This is a genomic window from Flectobacillus longus (assembly GCF_030056705.1).
Lineage (GTDB): Bacteria > Bacteroidota > Bacteroidia > Cytophagales > Spirosomataceae > Flectobacillus > Flectobacillus longus.
On the sequence record NZ_JASHIC010000021.1, the window covers coordinates 15916 to 38644 of the forward strand.

Annotated in this window: 16 protein-coding genes; 3 read left to right on the top strand and 13 right to left on the bottom strand. The window is 37.3% G+C overall.

Annotated features, from left to right (window positions below; genetic code table 11):
• Positions 1-23 precede the first annotated feature (23 nt).
• From QM491_RS15945 to QM491_RS15970, 6 genes are all read right to left on the bottom strand, one after another.
• Positions 24-1400, bottom strand: a complete 1377-nt coding sequence (locus tag QM491_RS15945; RefSeq protein ID WP_283328501.1) for a lactate utilization protein B — start codon at positions 1398-1400, stop codon at positions 24-26.
• A 130-nt stretch (positions 1401-1530) separates the two neighbouring features.
• A complete protein-coding gene (locus QM491_RS15950) occupies positions 1531-2271 on the bottom strand; it encodes a (Fe-S)-binding protein (protein ID WP_283328502.1) in 741 nt (246 codons plus the stop codon).
• Positions 2272-2504: 233 nt separating this feature from the next.
• Positions 2505-3908 (bottom strand): FGGY-family carbohydrate kinase, encoded by a 1404-nt coding sequence (locus QM491_RS15955; RefSeq protein ID WP_283328503.1) that lies wholly within the window; start codon positions 3906-3908, stop codon positions 2505-2507.
• 146 nt (positions 3909-4054) lie between these two features.
• Positions 4055-5329 (bottom strand): sugar isomerase, encoded by a 1275-nt coding sequence (locus QM491_RS15960; RefSeq protein WP_166551190.1) that lies wholly within the window; start codon positions 5327-5329, stop codon positions 4055-4057.
• 33 nt (positions 5330-5362) lie between these two features.
• Positions 5363-5677: an L-rhamnose mutarotase gene (gene rhaM, locus QM491_RS15965; protein ID WP_166551191.1), complete on the bottom strand. Its 315-nt coding sequence runs from the start codon at positions 5675-5677 to the stop codon at positions 5363-5365.
• A gap of 88 nt (positions 5678-5765) precedes the next feature.
• Complete coding sequence (locus QM491_RS15970; protein ID WP_283328506.1) at positions 5766-7910, bottom strand: bifunctional aldolase/short-chain dehydrogenase; 2145 nt, start codon at positions 7908-7910, stop codon at positions 5766-5768.
• Between the two features lie 391 nt (positions 7911-8301).
• Between QM491_RS15970 and QM491_RS15975 the strand changes: the two genes are divergently transcribed.
• Positions 8302-8643 (top strand): thioredoxin family protein, encoded by a 342-nt coding sequence (locus QM491_RS15975; protein ID WP_283328508.1) that lies wholly within the window; start codon positions 8302-8304, stop codon positions 8641-8643.
• A 182-nt stretch (positions 8644-8825) separates the two neighbouring features.
• Here the strand turns inward: QM491_RS15975 and QM491_RS15980 are convergent, their stop codons facing one another.
• Positions 8826-12200, bottom strand: a complete 3375-nt coding sequence (locus QM491_RS15980) for a DEAD/DEAH box helicase (RefSeq protein ID WP_283328509.1) — start codon at positions 12198-12200, stop codon at positions 8826-8828.
• 82 nt (positions 12201-12282) lie between these two features.
• A complete protein-coding gene (locus tag QM491_RS15985) occupies positions 12283-13137 on the bottom strand; it encodes a sugar phosphate isomerase/epimerase family protein (protein ID WP_283328510.1) in 855 nt (284 codons plus the stop codon).
• Positions 13138-13305: 168 nt separating this feature from the next.
• Between QM491_RS15985 and QM491_RS15990 the strand changes: the two genes are divergently transcribed.
• The gene (locus QM491_RS15990; protein WP_283328511.1) at positions 13306-14637 is read left to right on the top strand and encodes an FAD-binding protein; all 1332 of its coding nucleotides are present in this window, start codon (positions 13306-13308) and stop codon (positions 14635-14637) included.
• A gap of 116 nt (positions 14638-14753) precedes the next feature.
• Here QM491_RS15990 and QM491_RS15995 read toward each other — a convergent pair whose 3' ends face one another.
• Positions 14754-15497, bottom strand: a complete 744-nt coding sequence (locus tag QM491_RS15995; RefSeq protein WP_283328513.1) for an NUDIX hydrolase — start codon at positions 15495-15497, stop codon at positions 14754-14756.
• A gap of 259 nt (positions 15498-15756) precedes the next feature.
• On the opposite strand from QM491_RS15995, the gene QM491_RS16000 reads away from it, so the two are divergent.
• Positions 15757-19491, top strand: coding sequence for a ThuA domain-containing protein (locus tag QM491_RS16000; protein WP_283328514.1), 3735 nt, complete (start codon positions 15757-15759; stop codon positions 19489-19491).
• 331 nt (positions 19492-19822) lie between these two features.
• Here QM491_RS16000 and QM491_RS16005 read toward each other — a convergent pair whose 3' ends face one another.
• The 4 genes from QM491_RS16005 to QM491_RS16020 all read right to left on the bottom strand — a co-directional run bounded on the left by QM491_RS16005 (position 19823) and on the right by QM491_RS16020 (position 22491).
• On the bottom strand, positions 19823-20161 hold the full coding sequence (locus QM491_RS16005; protein ID WP_166551138.1) for a hypothetical protein: 339 nt from the start codon (positions 20159-20161) through the stop codon (positions 19823-19825).
• A 103-nt stretch (positions 20162-20264) separates the two neighbouring features.
• Positions 20265-20513 carry a YHS domain-containing protein gene (locus QM491_RS16010; RefSeq protein WP_283328515.1) on the bottom strand — a complete coding sequence of 83 codons (249 nt, stop codon included), beginning with the start codon at positions 20511-20513 and terminating at the stop codon, positions 20265-20267.
• Positions 20514-20527: 14 nt separating this feature from the next.
• Positions 20528-21442, bottom strand: a complete 915-nt coding sequence (locus QM491_RS16015; RefSeq protein WP_283328516.1) for a transporter family protein — start codon at positions 21440-21442, stop codon at positions 20528-20530.
• A gap of 35 nt (positions 21443-21477) precedes the next feature.
• A complete protein-coding gene (locus tag QM491_RS16020; RefSeq protein WP_283328518.1) occupies positions 21478-22491 on the bottom strand; it encodes a cytochrome-c peroxidase in 1014 nt (337 codons plus the stop codon).
• Positions 22492-22729 lie beyond the last annotated feature (238 nt).

A 22729-nucleotide genomic window follows, 5' to 3' on the forward strand; every position in this document is an offset into this window, starting at 1 on the left:
GTTTGTCAATCCTCTCGGACAAACTAAGATTTTTTATTATTCAGATACCATTCTCTAAAAGATTCCTTTGGAGGCTCTGGCATTTCTCTGTTTTTGAACCAAGGATTTAACCCATTATTAACCACAAAAGGTACATTACGCATAAACCATCGCCCAACTTTCCCTCCTGTTTGATAAATAGCAGGGTTTGATAATGTAAAGGTCATTGCACCCATTCCTAATTTTTTGGAGGTAGTGGCATAACCTTCTTTTACAATCACCTGACGCCATTTATAAAGTTGGTCATGAATATCAATTTTGACGGGGCATACATTCGAGCATGAACCACATAGCGTCGAAGCAAATGGCAAATCTGCATTCTTGCGCATATCTAAATTAGGCGCTAAAATAGAGCCAATTGGACCAGCAACCGCATTATGATAACTATGACCACCACTACGACGATACACAGGACACGTGTTCATACAAGCCCCACAACGAATACACTTCAAAGAATTACGAAAATCTTCACGAGCCAACTGCGTCGAACGACCATTATCTACAATCACTATATGCATTTCTTGACCTTCACGAGGCTTTTTGAAATGACTCGAATAAGTTGTAATCGGCTGCCCCGTAGCACTTCTTGCCAATAACCTCAAAAATACGCCAAGGTGTTCACGACGAGGTATTAACTTTTCAAAACCCATACATGCAATATGAACATCAGCTAAGTGAGCACCCATATCGGCATTCCCTTCGTTGGTACAAACCACAAACTCTCCTGTTTGAGCTACCGCAAAATTAACTCCTGTAAGTGCTATTTTACGAGTCAAGAAAGTCTCACGTAAGTGATGGCGTGCAGCTTCAGTAAGATATTGCGGATCCTTATTTCCTTTTTCAGTTCCTAAATGGATATGGAAAGTCTCGCCAACATCCTCTTTTTTCAAGTGAATCGCAGGTAAAACAATATGACTTGGTGGCTCATCGCGCAACTGCACAATACGTTCACCCAAGTCAGTGTCAATTACCTCAACACCATTTTTGGATAAATAATCATTCAAATGGCATTCCTCTGTCAGCATTGACTTACTCTTTACCATACGAGTAACACCATGCTTGGCAATAATACCGTGAACAATCTTATTATGCTCCTCGGCATCGGCAGCCCAATGCACATGTACGCCATTGGCCAAGGCATTCTTCTCAAACTCGACTAAATAGTCGTGCATATTTGACAGCACATTATGTTTGATACTCGAAGCCGTAGAGCGCAATAATTCCCAATCAGGAATATTATGGGCAGCTTTATCTCGCTTACTTCTTACAAACCAAAGTGTTTCGTCATGCCAACCTACACGCTCTTTGTCTTTATTAAATACCTCCGAGGCTTTGCTATGTTCAAGAACTTTAGATTCCATATCTGATTACTGAATAAGTAAGTACTAGTGCTGAATGATGAATTGTGAGTAAAACATTGATAATTAAACCTTTGTATTTACAATTTAACAGTTACAACTCAGCATTATAACTTAAGTTGGAAGGCAAAATCTATTTGATTTGACTATTTAATATTTCTGCAATATGTATCACTTTTACAGGGCTTTGTTGACGACGTAGAATTCCCTCCAAGTGCATCAAACAAGACATATCTCCACCTGTAATAAACTCGACATTCTTGTCTTCATGGTCTTTCACACGGTCTTGTCCCATACGTACCGAAATGGCTTCTTCGGTCACACAGAACGTTCCACCAAAACCACAGCATTCGTCTTTTCGAGACAACGAAACCAAATCCAATTGTTTGACTTGTTTCAATAATTGTTCAGGTTTTGAGAAAAAAGGCGCATTTAACTCAGACATTTGTGCCAGTTTCAAACCTCGCTGACCATGACAACTTTGATGCAAACCTACTCTGTGTGGGAAATTGGCTTCAAGGTTTTCTACTTTTAAAACATCTGTCAAAAACTCCGTCAATTCATAAACACGTTTACGAATCGTTGAAGCTTTTTCCTCTCTTTTTTCTTCGTGAAGATGTTCTTTAATATGTAAAGTACAACTTCCAGAAGGACAAACGATGTAATCAAAGCCCTCAAAATTATCGATGAACAAAGAGTTACATCCTCCCGTTAAATGTTCAAATCCTGAGTTGGCCATTGGCTGACCACAGCAAGTTTGATTTAGTGGAAAATGAACCTCACATCCTAATTTTTCAAGCAACTCCAAAGTTGCAACACCAATTTGAGGGTAAAATTGGTCTACATAACAAGGAATGAATAAGCCAACACGCATAATCTTGGATATTTCATATTTGTGGCGCTTTAGCGCACCACTTTAAATCTATTTCAAATTTGATAATGGATATCTGATAAAAAGTACAAAGTTTTTGTAATCAACAAATTGTACTTTTTTATGTTTATACAAATAAGTCAAATATCTGTTATCGCTATTCAAATAAGGCATTTTGCTAAAAAACTACTCTTATTCTATATGGGTTTTCTATCACTAAAAAATAAGGAGTCAGCTTAGCTTTTGGGTAAAAGAGTAGGCTGGCACGCATAAAACTTCAAATCAATCAAATCTCCTGGCAAAGCTTTTGAATTCCAATGTTTATGAATAGCCAATGCTGCACCCAACGAACTAGCCTGAGCCATAGATGCCGCAAACACTTCTAATTCTGGAAAAGCAGCAGCCAAAAGATTCATGAATATAGGATTTTTACTAAAACCACCATCTACAAAAACTCGCTTCACAGGATAATTATGCAAAACCAATTCCGTAGAAATTAATTGTTGAGTCATAATATCCAACATCAATTGATGATAAGCCTCTTCAACAGATGAATAATCTGCCAAATCGCGATGTTCGAATAAAGAACTTTTCAATAGTTCGTATTTATTGTCTTCTTCCGAAACCGATGGGCTTTGTGCATTTTTCAATCGATTGATGATTTGTGCATCATAAGCTACGGTTTTGAAGAAATCATTTTCTACGCCAAAATGCTGTGCAATGCGCTTCGTTTGAATTTCGTGTTCGTAACCCGAAAACAAACGAGAAGCTTTTACAGGCTTACCTTGATAGTGCATATAACACAAACAATCATATTGCAACTCTTCAAAAGTAAGCGGAATATCATTGAATGGGTTCAGGGTAATGCTCCATGTTCCCGTTGAAAGCAAAATAAAAGGTTCTTGAAAATTTATCAAATAAGGAATCAAAGCCGAGGAACTATCGTGTAAACCAACCCCTACAGAAACAGCCTTATCCTTATTTTCCAATTTTACCACTTCGTCCGAATAGAAAAGTGTTGGAAGTTTTGTTTCAATTTTTTCGCGAGAAGTCCATTCGTGATACTTCTGCACTCTGAAATCCCAGAGATTGGTATGACAGCCAATACTAGTAATATCAGAATAATATTTTTTTGTAAAGAGGCTATGTAAAAATTGAGGCAAGTGAAGACAATATTTTACTTGCTCAAATATTTCAGGCTTTTCGTATTTCAAACGATAAATCTGCATACCAGAATTAAGCGATCCCAATACTGGAGACGCTGTTCTGACAGCAAACTCCTCTTCGCCACCATAAGTATCATAAAATTGTTTCTGCAACTCAGCAGAATATGCTTTAAGATAGTTATAAAGAGGAGTCAAGATATTTCCTTCTTCATTTACATAGACAAAACTTGCCCCATAAGTTGAAAAATTAAGTGCATTTACGACGAAATCATCCAAGCCTAGCACTTCATTCCATGATTCCAATACCCACGATTGAAGTAAGTTTACATCCTCGCAAGCATCTCCATCCTCGTCGATAGTTTCGGGGAATTGCATACTCTTTTCCCAAACAATTTGGTATTGTTCGTCAAATAAAAACAGTTTTTTATTGGTTTTGCCAATATCAAAGATTGCGCAAACTGGTATCGGATTCATATTTCGGTAATGAATTTTAAAACAGCCTAAGGCCTCAACAGATATGTCAGTAAATGAAGGGAAGAATATTCCCGAGTAGTTTGTTACTCGGGAATACAAATTCAAAAGTATATAGGAAAGGCAGAAATGGTTTTCTACCCAAAATCTTACAAACCAGTAGATACAGTTTTCAAACCGCGTTCAGCAATAAGATTTTCTCTTACTTTCAACTCACGGTACAATGCTACTGGGTTCAAAGCAGCGCCTGCACGCAAACGAGCCTCAGCAACGATAGCACGAACATCTGTACGGAAAGCATTTTGAAGAATTTCTTGCGCACGAACCACATCGTTGTTTTCTTGAGCATCTTCCAAAGCTTTTCTGTCTACAGAAAGAGCTTGAGCATAAGCAATCATGATAGCTTCAACTGATTGTAACAAATCCTCCAAAGGATCTTTTACATTGTGAGAAGCATCAATCATCCAACCCAAATCTTTGGCATGATTCATACCACGAGCGTCCATGCCTTCAACTAATTCATTGAAAATCAAGAATAATTGATAAGGTTTTACAGAACCAGCTGTTAAATCATCATCGCCATATTTAGAGTCGTTGAAGTGGAAACCACCCAATTTTTCTTCCATCAACAACAACGACACAATTTGTTCGATGTTAGCGTTTGGTAAATGGTGTCCCAAGTCAACCAATGTATAAGCCTTATCTCCCAATTTGCGAGCGTACGATAATGATTGTCCCCAATCCCCTACTGTCATTGAGTAGAAGTTCGGTTCAAATGCTTTGTACTCAACAAAGATTTTCCAATCATCTGGTAAAGCTGCGTAAATTTCTTGCAAACTTTCCAAGGTATTTTGATAAGCCTTTCTAAAGTTTAATTGACCCGGGAAGCAAGAACCATCCGACAACCAAACAGTCAATGAATCAGAACCCAACTCAATACCATGCTTAATAACCTCGATATTATGGTCGATAGCCTGCTTACGAATGGCTTTGTTTACATTTTGTAAAGAACCAAACTTATAAGTATGTTCTTGATCAGCTTGATCTTGAAATGTATTTGAATTTACTGCGTCAAACTTCAAACCATGCTGCGCTGCCAAAGCACGAATCGCCTTAGGATCAGTTGGAATATCCCATGGAATATGCAACGAAATAGCTCCAGAAGCTTTGTTCAAAGTGTGTAAAAGACCAACGTCTTCGATTTTTTCTTCCAAAGTACGTGGCTCACCACCACCTGCAAATCGTCCGAAACGAGTACCACCAGTGCCTAAAGCCCAAGAAGGAATAGCAATTTGGAAGTCAACAAGTTTTTGAATGATTTCTTCAGTTCCAGCGATTTCAGAGCGAGTAAACGCCAATTTATTTTCGTGGCCTTTCAACAAAGAGTCGTTGTGTGAGGCAATTTTGTATGATTCGAGTAACATGAGATGTTTCTGTTAAAATTCGGATAGTTTGTCCTAAGGTAAATGAAATACATCAACTAGTGGTACACTTACTGGAGAGTTATCTGGATTGGCGTCCATGATATCACCCATATATTTCCACCACTTTTGCATAACTGGATGTTTAGGAAGTTCATCCATCAATGCAGGGTTTTCTATTTTTAAAACGCCAAACAAGGCATAAGTGTCTGGATCAAGGAAAATCGAATAATCTTCAATTCCTATACTTTTGAGCAATTCTACTAATTCAGGCCAAATTTCGTCATGACGACGCTTATATTCTTCAACCTGTCCTTGATGCAATTGCATTTTGAAGGCAACTCGTTTCATAATTTATGGAGTGATTGAGCAAATGAGTAAATGAGTAAATGAATGATTTTGTTGGTAAATCGCTCATTTACTCATTCGCTAGATATATCTATCTATAGAAGCCCATTGCAACACCACCGTCTACGTTCAAGGCATTTCCTGTTGATTTACCCAACAAACCACCAACAAACGCAAAACAAGCATTAGCAATATCAACTGGCAAAATGATTTCGTTCAACAACGTACGTTTTGCATAATAAGCAGGTAGTTCTTCAACTGTAATACCATACGCTTTTGCACGGCCTTCAGCCCAGCCTCCTGCCCAAATATTTGAGTCAGAGATAACAGCATCAGGGTTTACTGTATTCACACGGATTTTGTCAGCACCTAATTCTGCTGCCATCAATCTTGTCAAATGCGCTTGAGCAGCTTTAGCCGAACCATAACCAGGGTTGTTTGGTCCTGCAACTACCGCATTTTTAGAAACAATATTTACGATGTCGCCACCAAAACCTTGCTTACGCATTACTTCGATACCAGCTTTAGAAACGATAAATTGACCTTTTACCAAAATGTCATATAATCTATCCCATTCTTCCAAGCTATGCTCAGCAATAGATTTTGAAATACTGATACCTGCGTTATTGATAACAATATCAACACCACCAAATGCCAAACAAGCATTATCAAGCGCTTGCTCTGTGCTAGCTGCATCAGTTACGTTCAACAAAGTAGAAGCTACCGCATCTTTTCCGAAGATTTGAACAAACTCAGCTTTTGCACCATCCAAACGCTCTTCGTTGATGTCGTTGATAATAACACAAGCACCTTCTTCTGCAAATTTCTTAGCAATAGCTTTACCAATACCACCAGCAGAACCAGTCACTAACGCAACACGACCTGACAATGCTTTTGGTTTTGGCATTCTTTGCAATTTTGCTTCTTCCAACAACCAGTATTCAATATCAAAAGCCTCTTGACGTGGCAATGAAGTATATTCAGATACAGCTTCAGCACCTTTCATTACATTCACAGCGTTGATGTAATATTCTGATGCTAAACGAGCTGTAGTTTTATCTTTTGCAAAAGTAAACATACCTACACCAGGGTAAAGAATTACTACTGGGTTCGGGTCGCGCATCGCTGGCGAGTTATCATGTTTACAAGTGTTATAGTACTCTGTGTACATAGCACGGTATGCCTCAAACGCAGGAGTCAATTTAGCTTTAATACCCGCTACATCAGACAAATCTTCGCTTGGAGCCAATTCCAGTACTAAAGGAGAAATTTTAGTACGCAAGAAGTGGTCTGGACACGATGTACCAAGTGGAGCTAATTTCTCTAAATCGTTAGAGTTGATGAATTCCAAAACGCGAACATCATCCGTGAAATGACCAATCATTTGGCGTTCTGATGAGCAGAAACCACGTAAAATTGGCGCAACTTTAGCTGCTTGTAATTTACGATCTGCTTCTGGCAAGCTATCGATTTTTGCCCCTCCAAATACTGGACGAGATTTACCGTAGTTAGATTCCAAATATTCAGCACATTTTTCAATTACTTCCAACGTGTTGATATAACTTTCGTAAGCAGTATCGCCCCAAGTAAACAAACCGTGAGAACCCAACATGATACCACGAAGTTTGATTCCTTTCGCAGCAGCTTCTTCCAAGCAAGCACGCAATTGCAATCCTAAGTCGAAACCTGGACGTTGCCAGCCTACCCAGCCAATTTCGCCATTAAATAATTCTTCTGTGATTTTTTGACCATCTTTCGCAGCAGCAATAGCAATCGCAGCATCTGGGTGAAGGTGGTCGATATGAGCAAATGGAAGGAATCCATGAAGAGGCGTATCAATTGATGGCGCTTTTGAATCCAAATCAAAAATACAATGGTTGAACAATGCTACCATTTCATCTTCAAACTCGATTCCACGATATACATTTTCCAATGAACGAAGTCTATCTACGTACAACGCAGCACAACCGCTTTTTTTCAAAGTACCAATGTCACCACCCGAACCTTTAATCCACATTATGTCCGTTTCCTGACCTGTAAGCGGATCCACATCTTTGAGCTTTACAGAAGTGTTACCACCGCCATAGTTAGTCAAACGAAGGTCGGCACCCAACATGTTTGAACGGTAAATGAAAAGAGCTACTTCATCGCCTGCCAACGCTGCTGCTTTGGCATCGTCCCATAAATAGCTTACATGCTTAAATTTAGTTGCATCCACTGTTGAAATCGTTGTCATTGTTTTTTGGTATTTGATATTCAAGCGAATTTGCATCGCTTTTGAATAGATTGTTTTATTTCTGTTTAAAGGGTAATTAAAGATAGACTTAAAATTTTGTTACCAGATTAATATTCAAAACTTCTCTATCATTTATTCTATATCGAATTGTTTTTTTCTTAGATAGTACAAACTTAATAGTTGAGATTCAGTCAACTTTCCTTTACCGTCCTGTACCAGAAACAAAAAACAATATAAATATCTGATTTTCAGTTATTTGACAATTAAAAATATTTTATTTTTTTATAAAATTATTAAAATTTTACTCTAAAAAACCTATGAATCAAGCTAAGTATGGTTTGCTTTTAGGATAAAAGGAATAATTTTGACCTTAATACTGAATATGTACGATATGAAAAATAAGTCGATTATGCTGCCTGTTTCACTCGAAACGAAAATCAATGATAAAACACCGCTTTTATTGGTATTTCATGCACAATGGTGCCAACCTTGTAAAGGTCTGGCTCCAATCTTAACTGATTTGAGCAAACAAATGGGCGATGGGATATTGATACAAAAAGTAGATGTGGATAGAGAGAAAAGTATTAGTGACTATTTCTGTGTAAAAAGTATGCCTACTTTATTTTTGTTTCAACAGGGTGAACTTATTTGGAAGCATATAGGTATTATCACCAAAAATTCATTGGAGCAGGTTATTAAAACGAAAACAGTCAAGCCTTATTTACTCAAATAGTCAAACATGAGTCATCCCGAATTTAGCAATTTAGTGATTGAGCGTATGAGTGATTATTTTTAATCTAGATTTTACTAGTAAAGATGCAAGGCTTTGCGTAAAATTCATATTAAAAAATAATCGCTAAATTAGAGATGATTCATGTTTCTTTTAATAGGTTTTTTATTTGACAAAAGCTCTATTTATCCATGTTTAAGCAGGGTTAACAAATCTTCTTTCGTCATTTGTTGCAACATATCTTGGTCTGTCTTAATCAGCTCATTGACCAAATGTTGTTTATTAGACTGTAATACCATCATTTTTTCTTCAATAGTATCTGGACAAATCAATCGAACGGCAACTACATTTTTCTGTTGTCCTATCCGATATACTCGGTCAATTGCCTGATTTTCTACGGCAGGATTCCACCAAGGATCTATCAAATACACATAGTCGGCTTGTGTAAGATTCAGTCCTATACCACCAGCCTTTAAACTTATCAGAAATACTCTAATTTGGTCATCATTCTGAAATTGCTCTACCACCTTTGCACGATTTGTGGTTTGTCCTGTCAGATAACTAAATGGTATCTCTCGGAGTTGCAATTCTTTCTTGACCAATTCCAACATTTCTACAAACTGTGAAAAAACTAATATTTTGTGTTTGGGAGATTTATTCTCTATCTCTTCAATCAAAACCTGCAATTTGGCAGATTCATGTCCATAAAACTCTTCATCGCTAAGCAAGGCAGGCGAATTACATATTTGACGGAGTTTGGTCAACCCTTGTAAAATATGTAATCTTTCTTTCGGAATATCTCCTTCTTTTTGCGTATTCAAATAGTCCCAAAACTCTCGCTCATAAGCTTCATATACCCGACGTTGCTCGGTACTCATTTCGCAGTAAAGTACCATTTCCGTCTTTTCGGGAAGTTCTTTGGCTACTTGCTGTTTTGTTCTTCGAAGAACAAAAGACTTGATTTTTTGCTGCAATTCCTGTGCTCTAGACAAATCTTTAAACTTGTCTATCGGCATAGAATAGTATTCTTTGAAAAACCGTTTTGTTCCCAAAAGTCCTGGACAAGCAAAAGAAAACTGTGCATAAATATCAAAGGTATTATTTTCGATTGGTGTTCCCGTCATTACTAAACGATGGCGACCATGCAACATACAAACAGCCTTATATCGCTGTGATTCAGGATTTTTAATAGCCTGAGACTCATCCAAAACAATGTAATTAAACAGGTATTTTCGTAAAAACTTTATATCAGACAAAAGCGTATGATAAGTCGTAATAACAACATCATATTCCTCAAAACCAAGTGTATTTTCGGGACGATTAGGTCCGTGCATGACTAGCACCTTTAAACTAGGCGCAAACTTTTTAATTTCTTGTAGCCAGTTAAAAATCAAAGTAGTAGGCACTACCACCAAATTAGTTTTTAGGGTGCTTTTTTCCTTTTGCCATAAAAATAAGGCTAATACCTGAAGGGTTTTACCCAAACCCATATCATCAGCTAATACCCCGCCCAAACTCAACTGATTCAAATAGGCCAACCAATTCAAACCCTCCGATTGATAACTCCGCAACTGAGCGTGAAGTGATGAGGTTACTGGGATAGGGGCAATTTTGTCCAGATTTTCAATTTTATCTCTAAAATCTTGACTTAAAGCTTTGACTTCCTGCGTCAGCATTTCAGCATCAAAAAGCTCTTCAAGACTTCCTAAGCGTGATTGTGGTACTCGCAAAGTATCTTCAATGATTTCGCCAGCCTCAAAGTAATCTGCAAATTTTGAAACCCATACTTCTGGTAAAATACCCAATGAACCATCGTCGAGCGTCACATATTTCTCTTTGTTTTTAATCGTTTTTTGTAAATGCTTTAACGAAACTCTCTGCTTCCCAAACTGAATTTTGATGGTTGTATCAAACCAATTCATACCCGAATTAACCACCACACTCACATTGGCTTTATGAGCATTTAATCTACTTTTCTTGAATTGGTTAAAACCTAAAATCTTGATTTGTTGCTCTCGCCACACCTCAAAGGCATCTAAAAACCATTCGTTTTCCAAAAATCTTTTTCGATGCAAATAAAAACTCTCCTGATGTAATTGTTCCTCAAAATCAGGGTGCTGACGAATCAATATCCCTAAAAACCTTTGTTCTTCTGGTTCATTGCGAGGAAGAGCAAAAGGTTTACCTTTTCGGTCGATAGCATAGAGTTGTTTTTTGGATAAAACAGGAATCTCTACCTCTCCATAAACCATCGTTGGCGTCAGTAAGATATAATCCTCATATTCAGACAAATATATCATTCTGACTAAAGATTGATTAAGATTTACCTCTTGAATTTGCTCTGGACTAGCAGGTTTTAGGTATGAATATTTAACACGAACATGTCTTTCAAGCGGGTCAAGAATCTCTTTTTGAAACTCGGTATATTTTGATTCGTGTAAGACTAAATAATAATTATGTCTTCTAAAAAAAGCTATTACCTTCAAAAAATGTAGGTTATCAACCAAATACATCGTTTGATGTATTTGGATAAAATATCCATATCTCAAGGTCAAATCCTGTAAAGGATATACCTGACCATTTACCTGAAGATATACCTTAATTTCATACATCTCATCTTGCTGAAAGACCTCCAATTGCAATTCAATCGGAAGCGTGCTCAATTGCACAGGCACAATCGACTGTGAGGCAATATTGACAGAAGTTTTATGATTATGATAAAAAATAGGTAATGCCAAAGGATTTTTAACAAGTGCTTTCAAACTAGCTAAATCCTCTTCAGGAGGTGTTTGCTCATAATTATGTTGAAAACGAGCCACTGCCATAAAAAACTTCAATACATCAGGTTCTTCAATTTGCCAAATTTTATCTAGTGGAGCTCTTGAAATCAATGGATTTTTGGGTTTGCCTTCCTTCGTGAAATCAGCTTGATATAACTCTAGATGAAAATGGTCGAAATATTTATGGAGTTTAAAAACCACAATCAGATTTTCTTGCGCTGACGAATTAGACAAATGTTGCCAGTGGTTTGCTGACAATAACTGGTCTTGTAGCGCTACTTTCGTATCATTAGTAAAAGCAAAGAGAGCAGAGTTTTTGGGAAGAATATGTGTTTGTTTTTCTTGGTAATGTATTCGAAAATACTTCATCAAATCGGGCTCAGCTTCCAAACCATAATCATAAGCCTTGGCTCGCATTTTTCTAAACCGTAATGCTTCATCAAAAAAAATCAGTAAGTCCTGATGTCTATGTACATTGTGTAAGGCTTGTGCCTGATGATCACACATTTTGATTTTGGAAGCTCCACAATTACAATGTGTTTGCAACAAATCCCCAACCAGATTGACTTGCACCAAATAACCCATCGGGTGTTCAAAAACTACCCAATTGATTTCGATATGACCAACTTGTAAATCAAAAAAGCCCCTAATACTTGTATCAGGGACAGATTCGCTATGTTGAATAATCAAAATTTCGTTGAGGAGATGGATGCTAAAGGCAGGAATCGTATAAACATTACGAGGGTCATTCACAAAAGCCGAACGGTGTACTGAATTCATCACAAAGTTTGTTGGTATTTGACTACATAGATACAGGATTTTTGTGAAAATCGCAAAGTAACTCCCATCTCAACACACTGACTTATTCTTTCAAACTTTTCAAATATGCAATACTTTGTGGCACTTGTATATTTTGAATTGGGCTTTCGTCTTCGATAAAATAGTGCTTAATTCCTAGTTTTTTAGCCTTTCTGATAATACCCGCCACGTCGATTTGACCAGTGCCTAAAGTTACGTCATTAGTCACTGGAGTCGAGCCCGAATGGTTTCCTTGAACGCCCTTGCGCAAATCTTTTACATGAAGCATTTTGAATCTGGTAGGATACTTGTCCAAAAGTCCTTCAGGATTGGCTCCACCATGAAATGCCCAAAGCATATCAAGTTCGAAAGAAACATACTTAGGGTTAGTGCGTCGAACGATAAAGTCAAAAAGTGTTCCGTCCTGATACGGGATAAACTCATATCCATGAATATGGTAGCAAAAAGTAATACCATTTTCTGCCAAAATTTTCCCAACACGATTAAAATCTTCTACAGCTTGTTGTGCCTCAAAAATATCAAAGTCATCTTTATGAGGTATCCATGCCACCATCACGAATTTTGCACCTAATGTTTGGGCATTTTGAACTACACTCATTGGATTTGCGACGATTTCCTCATAACCTGCTCCTGTCGAAGGAACCTTTATATTTCTCTCTTTCAGCAATTTAAGATATTCTTTTGCTTCCATTCCTTTCGGAAGATTGCCCTCTAGTTCGGTGATTCCTAAGGCTTTGATAGTATCGAGTGTGGCTATTATTCCATTAGGGAAGCTATTTCTAAAAGTATAGGCTTGCGCACCAATTGGGAAGGTATAGAGCTTTTTTGATTTTTGACCCAAAGCTGTCAATCCTAGTATCAGATTGGCGAGCAGTAACAAAAGTGAATATTTTCTCATAAGAAAAAGGGGATTTTTGAAGAGATAATTACAGTAAGTTTTCTGTAAATTACTCTTTAATATTTAATACTTTATCTTGGTTTATTCTTAAAATGTAGAAATAATTGCCAGAAAGTAACTATCCAATTAGTTAATGTCAGAATATTCACTTAACTCCCCTTATAAATAATGAATAAACGTACATTCCTTAAAACATCTTCCTTAATGGTAGGAGGCGCTTTTTTACCCAAAATGATTTTAGCAAATGATACCCCTCGCACTAACTGGGCAGGAAATTTACGATACAGTGCCAAGCAATATTTTGAACCACAGACGATTGTTGAAGCGCAAGAACTTGTCAAAAAAACACCTATCATTCGTGGTTTAGGAAGCAGACACTCTTTCAATAGCATTGCAGATACTCCTGCGACTCAGATTTCGTTGAAATCAATGCAGAAAGTTTTATCAATCGACAAAGCAAACAAAGAAGTAACGATTGAAGGTGGCTCCACCTATGGACAAATCTGTAAAGAAATTCATGAGGCTGGTTTTGCACTGGCAAACTTAGCATCACTACCACATATTTCGGTGGCAGGGGCATGTTCAACAGGTACACATGGCTCTGGTGTGAAAAATGGGAATTTGGCTACTAGTGTAAGAGCATTAGACATTATAACTGCTAATGGTGACATCGTTAGTTTTTCAAAAAACGAAAATAGTGAGACTTTAAAAGGAGCTGTAGTTGCTCTTGGTGGTTTAGGCATTGTTTCAAAAATGACTTTGGCATTACAAGACACCTTCGAGATGAAACAATTGGTGTATCAAAATATGCCAATGTCAGCTTTGGAAAAAAACTTTGAAAGCATCGTTTCCAATGGTTACAGTGTAAGTCTGTTTACAGATTGGCGTAACAAAAATGTCAATCAAGTTTGGTTGAAAAAACGTAGTGAAGATGTTTCGACGCCAGATAAAGAGTATTTTGGGGCAAAATTAGCAACACGCAATCTTCATCCACTAGAAGCCCTTTCGGCCGAAAACTGTACAGGACAAATGGGTGTATCAGGCCCTTGGTATGAGCGAATGCCCCATTTTAGAATGGGCTTTACGCCAAGTAGCGGAAAAGAATTGCAATCTGAGTATTTTGTACCTTTCGAACATGGTTATGAAGCCATGATGGCTATCGAAAAACTGCATGAAAAAGTAAGCCCACATTTATTCATTTCTGAAATAAGAACAATGACAGGCGACGACCTTTGGATGAGCGCCAATTACCATCAACCATCAGTTGCTTTTCACTTTACATGGAAACAAGATTGGAATGCTGTAAAACAACTTTTACCGCTAATCGAAGCGCAACTAGCCCCATTCAATGCTCGTCCGCACTGGGGCAAATTGTTTACGATGAATCCTAAAAAGCTTCAATCGCTTATCAAGCCCTTACCACAGTTTAAAGAATTATTGGCAACCTACGACCCAAAAGGCAAGTTTAGAAATCCATTTATTCAACAGAATTTGTACTAATCCTTAAGGTAGAATTGTAACTATAAAACGACTAGTTCGTGACTTTATATAGTGCTGAATTGGGAATGTATTTTTTTAATTATCAATATTTTACATTCACAATTCAGCATTAATATTTAAACGGCTTCTACATTTGGAGCTTTAAACTTGTACAGATAAGGAGCTTTATTAGCGGCGCCAGTGTACAATTTTTCTATTCTTTCCAAAATATCCATTCCTAGCATTTTTCGTTGAAAATTATTTCTACGTAAGGGAACGCCCAAAATTGTCTCGTACAGACTTTGGAGTTCGGGCATCGTAAATGTTTCGGGTAATAAGTTAAATCCCACCAGTTTGGTGTCCAAATTAGCTCGAAGACTCTCCAAGGCTTTATCAATCATTTCTCGATGGTCAAAAATCATTGGTGGCAAATCCTTTAAATCAAACCATTCAGCCTTGTCACTGAAGGGATCTGGTGTTGGATTTACTTTAGAAAAATCTACTAAAGCATAATAGCCAATCGATATAAATCGCTTGTTGAGCCACGAGTTTCTAAATTCTTCTGTATGTCCAAAATCAAGAATATCTGCCAAGGTATTTTTCTTAGAGCGGTCTTCATGACCAAAAGTATGATATTGCTCTAAATAGACATTTTCTAAACCTGTTCTTTCACGTAAAATCCTTAAAGCCGCAGGGTCGATACCTTCTTCCATTCGCACAAATCCACCCGACAAACTCCATACGCCTGAATCGTGAACCCTCAGAAGCAACACTTTCAATTGGTCTTGATGAAAACCAAAAATGACGCTATCAATCGATAAGTGAGGGATAAAATTTTGCTTATTTTCTAAAAAACCATCCAAATCAACATTTCTCTCCATGTGAATACCTTCTACTTTTTAATTTTCAACTATAAGCTCAAAGTAACTATTTATACTAATCAGATGCCCAACTGGGACTAGACTATTTATTCTATGTCATTTGTCTACACTTCTGGCACCGTTAATCACAAAATTATATAAATATTTTGCTACTTCTAAAATTTCAAGTATTATTGTCCCAAAATGGGAAAATAATAAAAATATACCTTTTTCAAATTTAATTTATCCAATTAGCACAACCCTTCAGAACACTATTCCAATGAGAAATCTTCTTTTCAATCAATGGAGAAAACTGAACCTCTTATTGTTAGCCGTGAGTTGTACCATTCTTCAGTTTGGTACTTATGCTCAAAATGTAGGTAAACGAGTATTAGTTTTCAGTAAAACCGCAGCATTCAGACACGCTTCTATCGAAGTAGGTAAAGTAGCTTTTCAAAAAATGGGAAAAGAAAAAGGCTTTTCTGTAGACCTTACAGAAGATGCCAATGCTTTTACCAATGAAAATCTTCGTAAATACAATGCTGTTGTATTTTTAAGCACAACAGGCGACGTGCTAAATCCAGCTCAACAAGCTGAATTTGAGCGTTATATTCAAGCAGGAGGTGGGTATTTAGGTATTCATGCAGCTACAGATACTGAGTATGATTGGCCTTGGTATGGCAAGTTGGCAGGAGCTTATTTCCTTGACCACCCAATGACTCCGAGCAATGTTCAGAAAGGTAAGTTTTTTGTAGTTGATAAAAACAATTGGTCGACTAAAAATATGCCAAGCGAGTTTGAGCGCAGTGATGAGTTTTATAGCTTCAAAAGCATCAACCCTTCTATTAATGTTGTAGTAAAAATTGATGAGAAAAGTTATATAGGTGGAAAAAATGGAGATAACCATCCTATTAGCTGGTATCATGAATTTGATGGTGGTCGTTCGTTCTATACTGCTATGGGGCATACTGACGAAACATTTGCTGAGCCTCTTTTCTTAGACCATATTTGGGCTGGCTTAAACTATGTTATGGGTGGAGATTCTCCAAAACCTTTGGATTTTTCTAAAGCGCGTCCTGAAGAAAATCGTTTTGCGAAAGTGATTTTGGAAGAAAAGCTCAATGAGCCAATGGAATTGAGCGTTTTGAATGACGGACGTATTTTGTTTATCGAGCGTCATGGTGCTGTTCGTTTGTATAATTTAAAAACAAAACAGCTTAAAACCATTGCCAATATCGAAGTAAGTACCAAATACAAAGATAAAGAAGGCAAAGAATCAGAAGCTGAAGATGGCTTGTTGGGTTTGAACAAAGATCCAAATTTTGCTCAAAATCACTGGATATATCTATATTATTCGGATCCAAAAGAGTCGAAAAACGTTTTGGCAAGATTTGAGTTGAAAGGTGATGAATTAGTGGGTTCTTCTAAAAAAATCTTATTAGATATTCCTACACAGCGTGAGCAATGTTGTCATACAGGCGGCTCAATTGCGTGGGATAAAATGGGGAATTTATATCTTTCGACAGGTGACAATACCAATCCTCACGGCTCAAATGGCTATAGTCCAAGTGACGAACGTCCTGACCGTGCGCCTTGGGATGCTCAAAAATCTTCGGCAAATACCAATGACTTAAGAGGAAAAATTATCCGTATTAAGCCAACCGCTGAGGGTTCTTATACCATTCCTGAAGGTAATTTATTTGCTAAAGGTACGCCAAATACACGTCCTGAAATTTATACAATGGGACACCGCAATCCATTCCGTATTTCGGTTGACCAAAAAACAGGATTTGTATATTGGGGAGAGGTAGGTCCAGATGCTAGCAAACCTGCCGCAGACCGTGGACCTGAAGGACATGATGAAGTAGGGCAAGCACGTAAAGCTGGTAACTTTGGATGGCCTCATTTTGTAGGTGACAACAAAGCCTATAACAAATATGATTTTGTTAAAAACGTTTCTTTAGAAAAATGGGATGCAGCAGCACCAACCAACAACTCACCACACAACACTGGTTTGAAGGTATTACCTCCTGCTCAAAAAGCATTTATTTGGTATCCTTATGCAGCTTCGGCCGAGTTTCCTTTGGTAGGTAGTGGTGGTCGTAATGCTATGGCTGGTCCAGTATTTTACAGTGAAGATTTTAAAAATGCTAAGCGTGCTTTTCCAAAATATTACAATGAAAAACTAATTGTTTATGATTGGATGCGTGGTTGGATTATGGCTGTAACGATGGATAAACAAGGTAATCTGACTGATATGGAACAGTTTATGCCAAGCTATCGCTTTAGTAATCCAATGGATATGGAATTTGATGCCAATGGTGATTTGTATATGCTTGAGTATGGTTCGGGGTGGTTTACTGCCAACGACGATGCACGCTTGATTCGTATTGAATATAACGGTGGTAACCGTAAACCAATGATTCAAATGGCAGCGAATCAAATGGGTGGAGCACTTCCATTCAAACTTAGCCTTGACTCAAAAGGAACGAAAGATGCAGATGGCGATGCTTTGACGTATTCTTGGAAAATTACTTCTAAAAATGGATTTAATAAAGTAATTGCTTCTCCATCGGCAGATGTAACTTTAGCCAAAGCGGGTATTTATAATGTGACATTGACAGTTTCTGATGGCAAAGGTGGTATCAGCACACAAGCCATGGAAGTTTCAGCTGGTAACGAGCCTCCTGTATTGTCTTTTGATTTACCAAAAAGTAATAAAACATTCTTCTTTCCTAATAAATCTTTTGACTATGAAGTAAAAGTAAAAGATAAGGAAGATGGTAGCCTTGAAAATGGCAAAATCAAGCCAGAGCAAGTAGCAGTAAATATCGATTATTTGGCTGAAGGATTTGACAAAATTGCGATTGCACAAGGTCACCGTTCGGCCGATGCTAGCACAGCACTCGTAAAGGGTAAAAAACTCATTGATGCAAGTGACTGTCAGGCTTGTCATAGCATGGACAAAAAATCAGTTGGTCCAACTTACCGTGAGGTTTCTAAAAAATACAAAGGCGATGCAGGTGCATTAGAGCGTTTGACTAAAAAAGTAATCTCTGGTGGTAGTGGCGTTTGGGGCGAGGTAGCCATGGCTGGTCACCCACAATTATCAACAGGCGACGCTGCTGAGATGGTAAAATATATTTTGACTTTGGCAGATGAAAAAGCAAAAGAAACTTTACCAACCAAAGGTACTTTTACAGCTAAAGTTGGTGCTGGAGACAAAGGTCAAGGAGTATATATCTTACGTGCTTCTTACCAAGATCAAGGTGCAAATGGTGTTCCTTCTTTAAGTTCAGAGCAAACATTTACCTTGCGTAATCCACGTATCAGTCCACACGGATATGATCAATACGAGGCTGTTTCAAAAATGAGTTTTGGAGGAAATGAATTAATGATTCCTAGCAAATCAGGTTCGTATATTGTTCTGAAAAATGCTGATTTGACCAATATCAAACAATTAGAGTTGTTGGCTACAGCCCCAAAAGCGCAATTAAATGCACAAGGAGGAAAAGTAGAAATTCATCTAGACTCGCCAACAGGGAAAATTATAGGTGAATCTGCCTTCTTGGAAGCTAGTGATAAAGGTGGGTTTGCTCCTTCACCATTGAGCGTCCCAATTAATCCAACTGACGGTTCTCATGATTTGTATATCGTTTTCCAAAATCCCAAAGCAGAAGGTTCGCTCATGGTAATTATGGGAACAGCCTTCAAAGATGAACTAGGAAATAGTGCTCCTGCACAAGCAGCAGCCCCAAGTGCTCAAAACTTAGAAGGCTATGCAGGTAAATATAAAATGACAGGTTTGCCATTTGAGTTTATTGAAGTCGAAGTAAAAGACGGAAAAGTAATACTCAACGCTGGAGGTCAAGGAGGTGCATTGACAGAACTTGAGCCAGATAAATATGATGCTGACGGAAAAGCAAAAGTACAATTTGTAAGAGATGACGCAGGAAAAGTTAATGGCGTTAAACTAGAAGCAATGGGTATGAGCTTTGAAGGTAAAAAACAGTAAAATATTAGCTTAAAATAAATAAGGCGAATAGCACAAATGTGCTATTCGCCTTATTTATTCATTGAGTATGTTTAAATTTTATAAGTTATTGAAAATTAAAAGTGTGTATTTATTTTTCTGAAATCCTACTGTTTGAGCCGCAGGCGAGTTTAGGATTTCTTGACTTTCTTTTGCGGCCGCCGCGCGGTTACTTTTCTTGTGTCAAGACAAGAAAAGTAAAGAGTGGCGAAGGGAAATTTTATTTCTTCTACAAATGTCAAATAAAATTATTAAACATACTTTTATTTATTTTTAAGAAATTCTATTGAAAACCACAAAATTACATGTAACCTTATCCTATTCGATTTAGCTCATTTCTCAAAATCAAAATATGTCCAATAAATACCCCTGCTGGCACAACATAACTTTTGAAAACGAATATAAACAAAAAGTAAATCAGGGTAAATGCTACCAAACGTACAGTCAATTTATTCATCATTTGGTCTGGCAAGCGATAACGACTTAATTGAAAAACTTGGTATAAAGAATATCCAAAACAGCTCCAATCAATAATTCTGAAGTAATCGTTTAGTCCTGTGTGAAAATCACCTTTCAAAAAGAAGCCAAGGTCGACAAGGATAAAAATCATTCCTAATAAAATAACTGTTCTGATGATATACGTACTTCTCATGCTTTAAGGATCGTTTGGTTTGATTTGGATAAATACGTTTAGGTGTGCCCTAAAAGATTTTCACAAAAGTAAAGGGCTGGAAGAAATTCCCAGCCCTTTTTCTTTATTTCTTCACAAACTTTTCAGGTTTTTTATCAAACATCTCTTTACAAACTACACTACAAAAGCCATATTGCTTTCCTTTATAGGTGCTTATGAACTTCGTGTCTTTTTCAGCGTGCATTTTGCAAACAGGGTCTTTGGCTTCCATTGCCACTGCCTCTTTTTTGCTTTCGCTACCTGCTTTTTTGTCTTTAGGAGCTTGTTGGAAACTTGCTACAAGTACCAACATCGAGCATAAGATTGTTTTCATTTTGGAATTCTGGATTAAAACATAAAAGTAATATGGGCAGTCGTACGAGCATTTGCTTTTAATTCACCTCTCGACAACTCTTGTGCAAAAGGCATTTGATGTGTTAGACCAAGGCTAAATTTCTTAAAAAATGCCTCACATCCAATATTTGCTGAAGCCAAATACCCACCAGTATCTTTGTTGATAATACCTTTATCATGGTCATTTTGGGCATATTCCCAATAAACACCTGCATTTGGCATTAGGGTATTTCCTTGACCAAAACCTTTGGCATAAAAAGCTGTTAAAGCACTTGTTAGCTTGTTACCATAACGATATTGATTACTATTTTCGGTATTGATTTTATAAGTTACATCGGTATTCAAACCCCATTGATCATAACGAACTGTATAAATGGCATTTAGCAAAAAATCTGTACTTCCTGTGCCTAATTGAAAATTAGGATTAGCTACTTCTTCTACGCTGTTTTGATCATATCTGAACTTCCCAGTCGGAGCTTTTACGCCTACACCAAGCATCAAATTATGATTTACTTGATGCGCTGTACTATCCCAAAAGGTATTCAATACATTGTAATGCCCCAATATTGTAATATCGCCCAAACCTTGAATGGTATTGGTAATATTAGGTAAAATCTGTGTTTGGGCATTGAAGTTGTAGGGCACAAAAGCCAGAATTTGCACTTTTTTCAAAGGATAAAATCGTCCCCAAAGTTCGGTGGTATGAAAACTTTCTTTGGTTTTCAGTAATTGTGAATTTAGGTGCGAATCAAAATTTGAATAGCGATAACGCAATCCTAAAAAACCTCGGTGAGATTGTGGCAATATACCAAAAAAGGTATTCCCATTGGAGCATCCACAAATATCACAAGCACGGCTTTCGTAAAAAAAAGTACAACAGAATATGAGTAAAAATATCTTGAATCGCATAAAAACATGGTTAAAATTGACACCGCTCAATAAGATTATTGCAATCTTTTATCAGCTAAAAAAGTCTTGTCTGTCAACGTTTTCAAAAAAGCTATAACTTGCTTTTTTTGTACATCCGTCAACGAAACACCACCTTTAAGCGAAGGGTCGAGGTTAGGAGTATTCTGAACATCGTCGGTATAATGGTTCAAAACAGCCTCCAATGTATAAAAACGACCATCGTGCATATAAGGGCCTGATACTTCGATGTTTCGCAAACTCGGCACTTTAAATTTGTATTTGTCGGTTTCTAATTCGGTAATTTTTCCACGTCCAAAATCTTCAGGTCCTTGAATCCTCAATCCATTATTGCGATAGGATTGATTAGTAAATAAAACTCCGCTATGGCAAGAGGCACATTTTTGTTCAAAAAGACTTTTACCCGCTAGTTCGTCAGTCGTAAAAACTGCCCCTGCTTCTTTTCTCATGACTTTATCATATTTCGAGTCAGCCGAAACCAAGGTAAGCATATACTGCGAGAGCGCTTTTAAGAATCTTTGGGTATTGATTTCTTCCGTTCCAAAAGCCTTTTTGAACTGACTTGGATAGTAGGAAGTCTTACGAAGTTTTTCGAGAATAACACCTATTTTCTCATCCATTTCTACTGGATTTTCGATAGGAGCAAGAGGGACAAAATCCAAGTCACCGACACCTCCATCCCAAAAAAATTCAGACTGCCAAGCTAAATTTTGAATAGGCAAAGAATTTCTTATTCCAACTTTTCCATCTATTCCATGACTCAAATCATGACCATGATGTGTAAAAGCAAAGCTTTGGCTGTGACATTCTGAACAGCTAATCGTATTGTCGCGCGACAAAAGTGGGTCAGCAAACAAAGCTTTGCCTAATTCAAATCCTTCGGGCGTAATAGGATTACGAGCTAAATCATAAGTTGGCGTCGGAAAATTACTAGGTTGCTCAAACCGAATTGTTGGCGTTGTATCAGTTTTTTTACATGCTATCAGACTCAAAAAAGTCATAAAAAGCATCCATTGAACTCGTTTCATCATTTCAACTAGATAGATAATATTCCCAAAAGCAATAATCCAAATGAGAATAAATGAAATAGAAATAGCCAAAAAACTAACCTGTTTTCACTTGTCAAACGGATTATTTCAAATATCCTTTCGGCAAAACTTGGCTTGGGGAGTAACACAATTCCAGTACCTTCAAGCCACTTTTCAAGTTCGTATCTTTTAAGCATTGTAATGTTGGTTAGTCTAAAATAGAGATAGAGGAACAAAGATT

Coding starts and splice junctions, on each gene's coding strand:
- QM491_RS15950 (WP_283328502.1), bottom strand. CDS start 2,271: ATGCGTGTTGGCTTATTCATTCCTTGTTATGTAGACCAATTTTACCCT.
- QM491_RS15975 (WP_283328508.1), top strand. CDS start 8,302: ATGAAAAATAAGTCGATTATGCTGCCTGTTTCACTCGAAACGAAAATC.
- QM491_RS16000 (WP_283328514.1), top strand. CDS start 15,757: ATGAGAAATCTTCTTTTCAATCAATGGAGAAAACTGAACCTCTTATTG.
- QM491_RS15970 (WP_283328506.1), bottom strand. CDS start 7,910: ATGACAACGATTTCAACAGTGGATGCAACTAAATTTAAGCATGTAAGC.
- QM491_RS15995 (WP_283328513.1), bottom strand. CDS start 15,497: ATGGAGAGAAATGTTGATTTGGATGGTTTTTTAGAAAATAAGCAAAAT.
- QM491_RS15980 (WP_283328509.1), bottom strand. CDS start 12,200: ATGAATTCAGTACACCGTTCGGCTTTTGTGAATGACCCTCGTAATGTT.
- QM491_RS15990 (WP_283328511.1), top strand. CDS start 13,306: ATGAATAAACGTACATTCCTTAAAACATCTTCCTTAATGGTAGGAGGC.
- QM491_RS15955 (WP_283328503.1), bottom strand. CDS start 3,908: ATGAATCCGATACCAGTTTGCGCAATCTTTGATATTGGCAAAACCAAT.
- QM491_RS16005 (WP_166551138.1), bottom strand. CDS start 20,161: ATGAGAAGTACGTATATCATCAGAACAGTTATTTTATTAGGAATGATT.
- QM491_RS16015 (WP_283328516.1), bottom strand. CDS start 21,442: ATGCGATTCAAGATATTTTTACTCATATTCTGTTGTACTTTTTTTTAC.
- rhaM (WP_166551191.1), bottom strand. CDS start 5,677: ATGAAACGAGTTGCCTTCAAAATGCAATTGCATCAAGGACAGGTTGAA.
- QM491_RS16010 (WP_283328515.1), bottom strand. CDS start 20,513: ATGAAAACAATCTTATGCTCGATGTTGGTACTTGTAGCAAGTTTCCAA.
- QM491_RS15945 (WP_283328501.1), bottom strand. CDS start 1,400: ATGGAATCTAAAGTTCTTGAACATAGCAAAGCCTCGGAGGTATTTAAT.
- QM491_RS15960 (WP_166551190.1), bottom strand. CDS start 5,329: ATGTTACTCGAATCATACAAAATTGCCTCACACAACGACTCTTTGTTG.
- QM491_RS16020 (WP_283328518.1), bottom strand. CDS start 22,491: ATGATGAAACGAGTTCAATGGATGCTTTTTATGACTTTTTTGAGTCTG.
- QM491_RS15985 (WP_283328510.1), bottom strand. CDS start 13,137: ATGAGAAAATATTCACTTTTGTTACTGCTCGCCAATCTGATACTAGGA.